This window comes from Acidimicrobiia bacterium, from assembly GCA_040878325.1.
GTDB lineage: Bacteria > Actinomycetota > Acidimicrobiia > Spongiisociales > UBA11373 > JAUYIV01.
This window is the reverse complement of record JBBDMM010000006.1, coordinates 306,294-316,649: the sequence shown is the minus strand read 5'-3', so window position 1 is coordinate 316,649 and position 10,356 is coordinate 306,294. Positions and strand designations below refer to the sequence as shown.

At 67.4% G+C, this 10,356-nt stretch carries 10 protein-coding genes; 7 read left to right on the top strand and 3 right to left on the bottom strand.

What is annotated here, in order from left to right:
* Positions 1 to 118: 118 nt before the first annotated feature.
* From WD184_04175 to WD184_04165, 3 genes are all read left to right on the top strand, one after another.
* The gene (locus WD184_04175; protein ID MEX0825938.1) at positions 119 to 1,435 is read left to right on the top strand and encodes an amino acid ABC transporter permease; all 1,317 of its coding nucleotides are present in this window, start codon (positions 119 to 121) and stop codon (positions 1,433 to 1,435) included.
* Between the two features lie 167 nt (positions 1,436 to 1,602).
* Positions 1,603 to 2,343, top strand: a complete 741-nt coding sequence (locus WD184_04170) for an amino acid ABC transporter ATP-binding protein (GenBank protein ID MEX0825937.1) — start codon at positions 1,603 to 1,605, stop codon at positions 2,341 to 2,343.
* On the top strand, positions 2,313 to 3,035 hold the full coding sequence (locus WD184_04165) for a hypothetical protein (GenBank protein MEX0825936.1): 723 nt from the start codon (positions 2,313 to 2,315) through the stop codon (positions 3,033 to 3,035). Before WD184_04170 ends, WD184_04165 begins: the two co-directional genes overlap by 31 nt.
* 119 nt (positions 3,036 to 3,154) lie before the next feature.
* Here WD184_04165 and WD184_04160 read toward each other — a convergent pair whose 3' ends face one another.
* On the bottom strand, positions 3,155 to 3,646 hold the full coding sequence (locus tag WD184_04160) for a YajQ family cyclic di-GMP-binding protein (GenBank protein ID MEX0825935.1): 492 nt from the start codon (positions 3,644 to 3,646) through the stop codon (positions 3,155 to 3,157).
* A gap of 180 nt (positions 3,647 to 3,826) precedes the next feature.
* Between WD184_04160 and WD184_04155 the strand changes: the two genes are divergently transcribed.
* Entirely contained in the window at positions 3,827 to 5,098 is a 1,272-nt protein-coding gene (locus WD184_04155) for an aminotransferase class III-fold pyridoxal phosphate-dependent enzyme (GenBank protein ID MEX0825934.1), read from the top strand.
* 4 nt (positions 5,099 to 5,102) lie between these two features.
* Positions 5,103 to 6,056: a carbamate kinase gene (locus WD184_04150; GenBank protein MEX0825933.1), complete on the top strand. Its 954-nt coding sequence runs from the start codon at positions 5,103 to 5,105 to the stop codon at positions 6,054 to 6,056.
* 42 nt (positions 6,057 to 6,098) lie between these two features.
* On the opposite strand, the gene lnt is transcribed toward WD184_04150, so the two are convergent.
* Positions 6,099 to 7,601 carry an apolipoprotein N-acyltransferase gene (gene lnt, locus WD184_04145; GenBank protein MEX0825932.1) on the bottom strand — a complete coding sequence of 501 codons (1,503 nt, stop codon included), beginning with the start codon at positions 7,599 to 7,601 and terminating at the stop codon, positions 6,099 to 6,101.
* 61 nt (positions 7,602 to 7,662) lie between these two features.
* On the opposite strand from lnt, the gene WD184_04140 reads away from it, so the two are divergent.
* Both WD184_04140 and WD184_04135 read left to right on the top strand, forming a co-directional pair.
* Positions 7,663 to 8,463: an inositol monophosphatase family protein gene (locus WD184_04140; GenBank protein MEX0825931.1), complete on the top strand. Its 801-nt coding sequence runs from the start codon at positions 7,663 to 7,665 to the stop codon at positions 8,461 to 8,463.
* A gap of 69 nt (positions 8,464 to 8,532) precedes the next feature.
* Complete coding sequence (locus WD184_04135; protein ID MEX0825930.1) at positions 8,533 to 10,110, top strand: amidohydrolase; 1,578 nt, start codon at positions 8,533 to 8,535, stop codon at positions 10,108 to 10,110.
* 15 nt (positions 10,111 to 10,125) lie between these two features.
* Here WD184_04135 and WD184_04130 read toward each other — a convergent pair whose 3' ends face one another.
* Positions 10,126 to 10,314: a hypothetical protein gene (locus WD184_04130; protein MEX0825929.1), complete on the bottom strand. Its 189-nt coding sequence runs from the start codon at positions 10,312 to 10,314 to the stop codon at positions 10,126 to 10,128.
* Positions 10,315 to 10,356: the final 42 nt, after the last annotated feature.

Genomic DNA, 10,356 nt, shown 5'->3' with positions numbered 1-10,356 from the left:
AAGTGTCAAGGATCTCCCCGCACGATTGTCAACCATGTCCCCGGTCTTGACAGGAAGCCGGGGGGAGACGCCGGCCGACTCTATAACCTCCGGGGAATTCGATGGACGGAGGACAGAGATGGTCGCCTTGACCGCCGACGCCATGGCGCCGCCCGATCGCGGGCTGCGCTACTACTTACGGAACCAGACTCGCTGGTCGGCGGCCGTGCTTCTAGCCGGCTCCGGCGCTTTGCTATTCGTCATCGCCGGCTCGCTGGCGGTGCTCACCGCCCACGGCTGGACCCAGCCTTGCCCGCCGGACGTGACCCGTCTGGTGTGCTCTCCGTCCGACCCGCTCGCCGAAGGGATCAGTTCGAACGGATTCGCCCTGGTGTCCCAGATCTCGCTCGTCGCCGCCGTGGGCATCGTCGCGGCGGGATTCGGCAGCTACCGCCGGATGCCCACCCGCCCGGCGCGTGACGCGGCCATCTCGGGGGCGTGGCTGGCGGTCCAGGTGATCGGCATCGCAGTGTTGATTCTCTGGTTCAGGGGCACCGATGTCGACCGATTCGCTCGCAACTTCCTCAACTTCAACACGATCGGCGAGGAAGTCGGATTCGCCTGGTCGGCAATCGCCGACTCCATCGGGGCGATCGTGGGGCTGGCGCTTCTGTGGGGGACGATCGCCGCAGGACTCGCCGCGATCTGGGTCCGGTTGCGCAAGGCGCCGGCGCGGACCGTCCTGTGGGCCGCGCTTGCCGGCGCCGGATTCGGAGCCCTGTGGAGCACCCTCGGAACTGCCGCGGTGGGATCGTTTGCCTCGGGGGCAATGAACACCCTCAAGCTGTCGCTGGCTGGCGCCGCAATCGGTTTCGGCTTCGGGTTGGTGATCGCCCTGTTCACGATGTCGAAGCGACCGGTGGTGCGCGCCCCGGCCCGCATCTACATCAACTTCTTCCGCGGCACGCCGCTCATCTGGCAGATTGCCTTCGCCGGCATCGCTGTGGTGCCGGCGCTGGGCCTGCCGCTGAAGGCGTACACGGTGGCGGTTTTGGTACTCGGGCTCAACCTCGCCGCCTACTCGGCAGAGGTGTACCGCGCCGGAATCCAATCCCTCGAGCGCGGTCAGATCGAGGCGGCTCGCTCCCTCGGCCTCACCTATCCGCAGTCGATGCGGTACGTGATCGTCCCCCAGGCGATCCGCCGGGTGATCCCGCCGCTACTCAACGAGTTCGTGATCCTGATCAAGGACACCTCGTTGGTGTTCGTCCTCGGTCTGACCATCGCCGAGAGGGAGCTGCTCGGAGTCGGGCGCGGCCTCTACGCCTCCACCTTCGACGCGACCGCCTGGCTCGGCTCGGCAGCCGGATACCTGATCATCACGCTGCCGATGATCCGGGTCGTGACGCTGGTCGAGCGCCGCCTGCGAAGCGGGCTGACGAGTGTGATTGGTTGATGGATGACGTCTTCGCCGTCATCCATCAACCCGCAATTCGCAATTCGCAATTCGCAAGAACGCGCTCGGAGCGGAGGTCCGCGTTCCTTCGTATCGCGTATCGCGAATTGCGTATCGCGAGGATGCGGGGTGCCGGCCTCGGGCCGGCATCCCGTATCCTCCCTTCCATGAACTCCGACGGCTCTCTCGTGCGGCTCGAGGGGATCCACAAGTGGTTTGGCAATCACCATGTCCTGCGGGGAATCGACCTGAAGCTGGTGCCCGGTGAGGTGGTGCTGCTGATCGGGCCGTCGGGTTCGGGGAAATCGACTTTGCTGCGCACCGTCAACATGCTCGAGCAGCCGACAGAGGGCAAGGTGTTCTTCGACGGGGTGGAGCTGACCGACATCCGCACGGACTTGAACGAAGCCCGCACCCATATGGGGATGGTGTTCCAGCAGTTCAACCTCTTCCCCCATCTCACCGCGCTGGAGAACGTGACCCTGGCACTGTTGAAGGTTCTCGGCCTGCCTCCGGAGGAGGCGACTGCTCGCGGTCGTGAGCAATTGGGGCACGTCGGCATCCCCGAGAAGGAGAACGCCTACCCATCGGAGTTGTCGGGCGGACAGCAGCAGCGGGTCGCCATCGCGAGATCACTGGCGATGAAGCCCAAGGTGATGCTGTTCGACGAGGTGACTTCCGCCCTCGACCCGGAACTCGTCGGCGAAGTCCTCACCGTGATGAAGCAACTCGCCTCGGAGGGCATGACCATGGTCGTGGTCACCCACGAGATGGGCTTCGCTCGCGAGGTCGGCAGCCGGCTGCTGTTCATGGACGAGGGCCTCATCCTCGAGGAGGGAATTCCTGCCGACGTGTTCCGCGACCCGCAGAACGAAAGGTGCCGCGAATTCCTCAGCCGGGTGCTGTGATCATCCCCGCCCGGTTCAACGGCCCCCCGGGGTCGGGAAACGGCGGATATAGCGCCGGGTTGTTCGCCGCCCAATTTGCCTCGCAGTATCCCGGGGATGCCGAGGTGACCCTGCGCTCACCGCCACCGCTCGACACGCCCATGACAGTGAGGGCCGACGACGGGAAGGTCGCCGTCCACGACGGGGACACCCTGGTTGCCGAGGTGCGGCCGGTGACGATCGAACTCGACATACCCACTTCGCCCTCTCTCGAGCAAGCCGAAACCGCCCGCGAGCGCTACCTCGGCTACCAGCAGCACGAGTTCCCGACATGCTTCACATGCGGCACGGAGCGTGACGACGGACTGCGGGTGCATCCTGGCCCGGTGTTCGGCACCGGATTGGTCGCATCGCCGTGGACCGCCGCCGAGTCGCTTCCCTCGCTCGATGATCACCTCGCTCCGGAGGTCGTCTGGGCTGCCCTCGACTGCCCCGGAGCATGGGCGACGATGCGGGAACTCACGTCGGACCCGGTGGTGCTCGGCCGGATGACGGCCAGGATCGTGACCCCCATTCCGGTCGGTGCCACCCTCGTCTCCTATGGATGGCAAATGGGGATCGAAGGCCGCAAGGCCTACGCCGGCACCGCCATCGCCGACGCCCGGGGACGCACCATGGCGTACGCGAAACAGACGTGGATAGCGCTGAAGTAGGGCGGCGGGCCTGGGCGGGTCAACCGCAATGCGCGATGCGCGATGCGCGGCGCGTGTTGCGTATCTCGCGTCGCTCATTGCGCATCGCGCATTGCAGGAGGCCGGCGGAGCCGGCCGACTCACTCCCTGAAATTCACGTATTGCAGGGGGAGGCGGTAGTCGAGGGTGCGTAGCTCGGCGATGACTTCCTGGAGGTCGTCGCGCTTCTTGCCCGAGACTCGGACCAGGTCGCCGTTGATCTGGGCCTGGACCTTGACGGCCATCTCGCGGATCTTCTTGGAGACCTCCCGGGCGGCTTCCTGGTCGAGACCCTTGTTGAGGGTGAACAGTGCCTTGTACCTGGCGCCTCCTGCGGGCTGAGGAACTCCGCCGGCGAGCGACTTCAGTGAGACCTTCCGGTGGACCAGGCGCTCCTTCAGCACTTCGATGGCCGCCTTCAGGCGGTCCTCCGTCGACGACTCCAGGGCGATCCCTTCGTCGGTGAGATGCACGGAGGTGCTGGTCCCCTTGAAGTCGTACCGCGTCCCCACCTCGCGCCCTGCCTGGTCGACGGCGTTGCGCACTTCCTGAACATCGACCTGGGATACGACATCGAACGACGGCACTCTGATCACTCCTCCCGAGGATGGCGGTCCGGGGCTTCGGGGAGATTCGCCCCATCGGACTCCCCCGGCGTGGCATGATTGTGTCATGCCGACGACGCCGCGGAGCCAGCGGGGCCACCTTTTCGCCTCTCCCTAGAGCGCTCCCTGACCCGCGTCCATCCGTCGCCGACCCCCACAGGAGCCCCTATGAACAGCCTCGTCCAGCGCCATGAGAAGGTCTATGCCCCCGTAATCACCTGGGACTCCGACCTGGAGATCGTCTCCGGAGACGGCGCGTGGGTGACCGACGTCGAAGGTGAGAAGTATCTCGACTTCGCCTGCGGCATCTCCGTCGTCAACTCCGGCCACAACCACCCCGCGGTGGTCGCCGCCGCCAAGGACCAACTCGACAAGGTGTGGCACGCGGGCGGGGCGTTCCGCTACGACTCGCTGGTGACGGCGGCCGAGAAGGTGCTCGAGATCACCCCTCCTTCGATCGACCGGCTGTTCTTCATGAACTCCGGGGCCGAGGCGGTGGAAGCCGGCATCAAGCTCGCCCGCAAGACCACCGGCCGCCAGGGGGTGGTGGTGTTCCGCGGCGGATTCCACGGACGCACCATGGGCTCCGTCACCTACACGACCTCGAAGGCGAAGTACCGCGAGGGATACCACCCGCTGGTGCCATCGGTGTTCGTGACCCCGTTTCCCCATCCCTTTGGCTGGGGGATGACCGAAGACGAGGCCACCGACTACGCCATCCGTGAACTGGACATGAAGTTCGCCCACGAGGTGACCCCCAAGGAGGTGGCGGCGTTCCTCATCGAACCGGTGCAGGGTGAGGGCGGCTACTACCCGGCCCCGGTGCGCTTCATGAAGCATCTCGCCGAGCTGGCGAAGGAGCATGGAATCCTCCTCGTCTTCGACGAGATCCAGACCGGTTTCGGGAGAACCGCCAAATGGTTCGCGTCGGAGCACTTCGGCGTAGAGCCGGACGTGCTGCTGATGGGCAAAGCGATCGCCAACGGACTGCCGCTGTCGGCCATCGGTGCCCGGAGCGAGATCTTCGATAGATGGACGCCCGGCTCGCACGGCACCACGTTCGGAGGCAATCCGGTGGCGTGCGCCGCCGCCGCCGCCAACATGGATGTGCTCGCCGGGCTCATCCCGAAGACGCCGGCGCTTTCCAAGCGCGCCTTCGCTCGATTCAACGAGATGAAGAAGCGGCATCGCACCATCGGCGACGTCCGTGGACTCGGCCTGATGATCGGCGTCGAGCTGGTGAAGCCCGGCACCAATACCCCGGACCCGGACGCGTTCCCGTTCCTCGCCAAGCACACCAGGGAGCACGGCCTGCTGATCCTGGACTGCGGACCCAACGGCAACGTGATTCGGTTCATCCCGCCCCTGTGCGTGACGGCGGCCGAACTCGACCAGGGAATCGACATCATCGACGCTGCACTGACCGCCTACGAGGGCTGACGCAATGCAGCCAGGTGCTTCCCCACCGGCCGGGGGCGGGCCACCGGTCGTTGCCTTCGGTGGCAACGCATTGCTACCAGACGCCCGCGACCCGGATGCTGCCGCCGCCCAGGCCGGTGCCTTCGCGGAGGCGATGCTGACGCTGCTGTCCGACGACTCAGGGTTGGTGCTGGTTCATGGCAATGGCCCCCAGGTGGGGGCGCTGCTCCTGCAGAACGAGGCGGGCCGCAACGAAGTACCGGCGTCCGCGCTTGACGTGCTCGTGGCGGAGACACAGGGAAGCATCGGGTACCTCCTCTCGCGGTCACTCCACAACGCCCTCCGTGCCCGGGCGATCCAGGTCGTCACGGTGGTGACCCAGGTGGTGGTTGACCCGGCGGACCCGGCAATGGCCAACCCGACCAAGCCCGTTGGCCCGTTCTACCCGGAGACCGATCGTGCCGACCTGGTCGCGGAGCGCGGGTGGCAAGTGGTGACGGTCGCCGGGAAGGGCGTCCGCCGGCTGGTGCCGTCGCCCCTGCCGATCGATGTGATCGAGATCGATGCGATCTCGGCAGCCGCCGCCGCCGGGCGGCTCGTGGTCGCCGGCGGTGGCGGCGGGATCCCGGTGGCTCGGGCGGACGGCGGAGAGTTGGTCGGAGTCGAAGCCGTGATCGACAAGGATCGGACCGCAGCCCTCGTCGCCATTCGTCTCGACGCTCGCAGCTTCATCATCCTCACCGAAGTACCCCACGCCTCCGTCGGATTCGGGACCAGCGACGAGGCGCCGATACTCGAGATGAGCATCGATCGAGCCCAGGAGCTGTTGGACGAGGGTGAATTCCCGCCTGGGTCGATGGGCCCGAAGGTCGAGTCAGCCATTGCATACGCTCGTGCCACCGGCCGCCCCGCCCTCATCACCAACGTGGAATCGCTGGCAGACGCACTGGAAGGCCGTAACGGAACGCTGGTTCTGTAGGGCTCGCTCCGCTCGCCGCGATTGGGGCCGGCGGTCGCCGGCCTATCTCCTCTGCGGCCTGATCTTGAAGTCTCGGGAGCGGCCGCCTCCGATTGTCGTGGCGAGGATGCCAGTGGCGGAGAGGATGGCGAGGATCTGCAGCCAGTCACCGGCGACGGCATAGACGGTGCGGCGCGAGGTCTGCAGGTTCACCCGGCCCCGCAACAGGTCCTCCTCGAAGAGATCGGTGCGCCGGGTAACCGAGCCGTCTGCCCGGATCAGAGTGGAGCGTCCGGTGACCGCCGAGTGGACGATGTCGATGCCGAGGGACGCCGCCGACATCCGCACCATGCCGATCAACTGGTCCGAGGCCGCCCCTCGCCCGTATGAGCCCTCATTGGTGGCGACGACGACCATCTGTGCTCCCGCCCGCACCTCGCTGCGGATGGTTCGAGCAAAGGCCCCTTCGAACGAGATCACCGAGCCGAACACCCCGGTGCCTTCGTCCACCGAGATCGGGAAGACCACCGGGCCGTCGCCCGGGGCGAGGTCGTTGGGAACCGCGCCGAGCTGCGGTATGAACTGAAGCAGCTTCCGAAACGGCACGTACTCACCGAAGGGCACCCCGTGTCGCTTGAGATATTCGCCGACGATCTCGCCGTTGGGGTCGAAGACGACGTTGTAGTTCTCGAAGGTTCCCGGCTCCCCCGGCCGGGTGCCGCCGGCGATCAGGTAGGCGCCGATCCGCTGGGCCTGAGCTCCCATGTCGAGTCGCACGTTCTCGTTGAATGTCGGGTTGACCTCGCCGCCGAAGGAGTCTTCCCCCCATACGACGAGGTCCACCGACCCCGGCTCGATCAAGTTGGAGAGGGACATGTGGCTGGTGTAGATGCGCACCTTCTCGTTCTCGCAGTGAACCCGGGGACACGGCGAATTCCCTTGGACGATGGCGACATCGACGGGGATGCCGTTGGCGTCGGGCACAAAGACGGCGCCGAGGAGGGACAGCACCACCACGACCGCGGCCGACAGCTCCAGCGGACGGCGGTCTCGTTCCTCGCCGATCATGAGCACGATCCCCGCGGCCACCCCCACGACGATCACGGCCCACCCGCTCGCCCCCACCCACTGGGCGGCGCCGCGCGGCCAGGCCAGAGTTCCGATGGGGTGGCCCGCTGAGCCCCACGGGAATCCCCCGAGCGGGAGGCGCTCCTTGAGAAACTCCCACAAGGCCCATCCCCCGACGGCCATCAACCACCAGCGCCACGGAGACCACGTGCGGGCGAGATACATGACGAGGCCGAATCCCGCTGCCCACAGGCCCATCAGAATCGACAACGGGATCCAGGCGACTGCTCCGAGAACGAAAATCCACACCAGCATGGGTCCAAAGAACGCCACCCCGAACAAGAAGCCCAGCCATCCCGCCTGTCGGGCGGTGGACACCCGGCGCAGTGCCCATAGAAAGGGCGCCGGTGCCACAAAGACGAGGAAGCCCCAGTCGAGCGGCGGGAAGGACGCCCACATGAGGAGCGCCGAGAGCAGTACCGCGGCGATCTGGATCATCGGGCGGCGAGAGTAGTGAGGGATGCGCGATGCGCCATGCGCGTTCCTATCGTCACCTCCGATGGACGACCTCCAACTGGCCCGTGCCGCGGCGGTGGCAGCCGCCCGAATCATTTCCGAGGCTGGTACCCGGGTTGCCGACTTCAAGGGAGCCGTCGACCCCGTAACCGCGGCCGACCGGGAAGCCGAGGCGGCGATCACGGCGATCATCCAGCGGGAACGCCCCGACGATGGGTTCCTTGCCGAGGAGGGTTCCGCCGCCGCCACGGAGGTGGGGCGCATCTGGGTGATCGACCCGTTGGACGGTACCGTCAACTTTCTCCACGGGGTTCCTCAGGTGGCGGTCTCGATCGCCCTCGAGATCGACGGTCAGGCGGCAGTGGGCGTCATCCGCGACGTGTACCGCGACGAGGAGTTCTGGGCGGTGCGCGGCGCGGGAGCGTTCCTTGACGGGGCACCCATCGCCGTCTCGACGACGGCCCCCATCGGCGCCGCTCTCGTGTCGACCGGCTTTGCCTACGACCGGCAGGAACGCGCCGACGACTACACCCGAATGGTCAACGCCGTCCTCCGGGTCGCCCAAGGTCTCCGTCGGATGGGCTCGGTGGCGATGGACCTCGCCTGGGTCGCGTGTGGACGTTACGACGGCCACTGGGAGATCCGACTTGCGCCCTGGGATGTCTCCGCCGGTTTGTTGTTGATCCAAGAGGCCGGCGGCACCACCACCTCCTCGGATGGCGGACCCGCCACCCACCACGACCTGGTGGCAACCAACGGTTTGATCCACGAGGAGTTGAGGAGCGCCGTGCGAGCCAGTCTCCAGTCTCCAGTCCCCAGTCCCCAGCCAGAGCCCCCCAAGTAGCAGGCGGGGAGGCGGCTGGCCGCCCGGAACCTGGAGACCGGGGACTGGGGACTCATTACCCTCGCGCCGATGCGCCACCTGCTGATCGCCGAAAGGGTGCGCGACGCGGCGCGGGTGCTGGGGAACGCGCTGTTGGTGGACAACGGGCGCATCGTGGAGGTGGGGGACGCCGCCCGGCTCCGCTCACCTGACCACCTCGAAGTGGCCTATCCCGGGGCGACGATCGTGCCGGGGATGGTCGACGCTCATCTGCACCCGATCGGGTACGCCGCATCGCTGAACCGCCCGGTGCTGAAGGATGCCCGCGACCTCGACGACGTCGCCGACATCTTGCGGACAGCTGCCGGAAGCCAGTCGCCGGGGTCGGCCATGGTCGCCCTCCGGCTCGACGACGAGTCACTCGCCGAAGGTCGCCTGCCGGATCGCCACTTCCTCGATCGGGTCATGGGCGACCGGCCCAGCCTGGTGGTCCGCTATTGCGGGCACATCGCGGTGGCGAATTCCGCCGCCCTCGCTCTGGCGGGGATCGACGATTCCACCCCCAACCCTCCCCGCGGCTCGATCGACCGGGACGAACTGGGGCGGCCCACCGGCGTCCTTCGCGAAACGGCGGTCGAGCCGGTGGCCATGGTCCTCGGTTCGATCGCCCCCGAGGTCACTCCGGATGACATGGTCGACGCTGCCGTAGCACTGGCCTCGCTCGGGCTGACCGGGATCGGCGCCATCGTCGATCACGAGGCGGGATGCTGGGCCGGAGCCGGGTCGGAACTGGATCTGCTGATCGAGGCGGCGGAACGAATCCCCATCGCCATGGAAGTGTTCGTGATCGCCCAGACGCCCGCCGACCTCGAATCGGCCGCCCGACGCCTTGCGGGCCTCCGAGGCCGGGTGCGGTTCGCCGGCTTCAAGATGTTCTCGGATGGAAGCCTGGGTGGGCACACCGCGGCAATGCATGAGGGCTTCACCGACGATCCTAAGCAGCGGGGCACCGATCGACTCGACCCGGAGTGGGCCCGGGAGATGGCCACCGCCGCCCTCGCCCTCGAGGGCCGGGTGGCATTGCACGCCATCGGCGACCTCGCCAACGAGCGGGCGCTGAACCTGATGGAGCATCTGATCGCGCACGGGGCGGATCCGACCCGGTTACGGATCGAACACGCCTCGGTGCTGACCGAGCGGGACATCCGCCGCTTCGGGTCGCTCGGGGTCACCGCCTCGGTGCAGCCGGCCTTCATGCCGTCCGAGACCGGCTGGTTGGAGAAGCGCGTCGGGCCCGATCGCCTGCGCCGCACCTACCCGTTCCGGTCCCTGGCGGAGGCGGGGGCCCCGCTCGCCGGCGGCTCGGACTCCCCGGTGGAGACCCCGGATCCGCTGTGGGGGGTCGCCGCCGCCCGTGACCGCAGCGGCATCGTGCCCGAGGAAGGATTGGGCCCGGAGGCCGCGTTCAGTCTTTTCACCTCGGGGGCAGCGGCCGCCACCGGCACCTCCTCGTCTCTAGAGCCGGGAACCGCCGCCAACCTGACGGTGTTGACAAATGACCCGGTGGAGACAACCCCTGACGAGGTGCGGCGAGCGAGGGTCGTCGCCACCTGGGTCGACGGATCGATCGTCGAGGTACCGGCCGGGACAGTGGCCTGGAGGGGTTGAGAGCGCGCTCTGAGGTCAGCCGGAGGCGCGACACGGGCCGCACGCGGCGGCCTCGCCGGAGCGAGTCAGGAAGTCGTCCGCCACCACGGCCTCGCCACACCTGATACATGAGCCCGCAACGAACCGATCGGCCTGCTCCCCGTGGGGTCCATCACCGGAGAACAGTTCGTGGAGGAGGATGGCGGGGGTCGTTCCAGTGCTCACAAGGCACGCGAGGGTAGTGAGGTGGGGGGGGGGGGGGGGGGG

Coding starts and splice junctions, on each gene's coding strand:
- WD184_04140 (MEX0825931.1), top strand. CDS start 7,663: ATGGACGACCTCCAACTGGCCCGTGCCGCGGCGGTGGCAGCCGCCCGA.
- WD184_04175 (MEX0825938.1), top strand. CDS start 119: ATGGTCGCCTTGACCGCCGACGCCATGGCGCCGCCCGATCGCGGGCTG.
- WD184_04150 (MEX0825933.1), top strand. CDS start 5,103: ATGCAGCCAGGTGCTTCCCCACCGGCCGGGGGCGGGCCACCGGTCGTT.
- lnt (MEX0825932.1), bottom strand. CDS start 7,601: ATGATCCAGATCGCCGCGGTACTGCTCTCGGCGCTCCTCATGTGGGCG.
- WD184_04155 (MEX0825934.1), top strand. CDS start 3,827: ATGAACAGCCTCGTCCAGCGCCATGAGAAGGTCTATGCCCCCGTAATC.
- WD184_04170 (MEX0825937.1), top strand. CDS start 1,603: ATGAACTCCGACGGCTCTCTCGTGCGGCTCGAGGGGATCCACAAGTGG.
- WD184_04135 (MEX0825930.1), top strand. CDS start 8,533: ATGCGCCACCTGCTGATCGCCGAAAGGGTGCGCGACGCGGCGCGGGTG.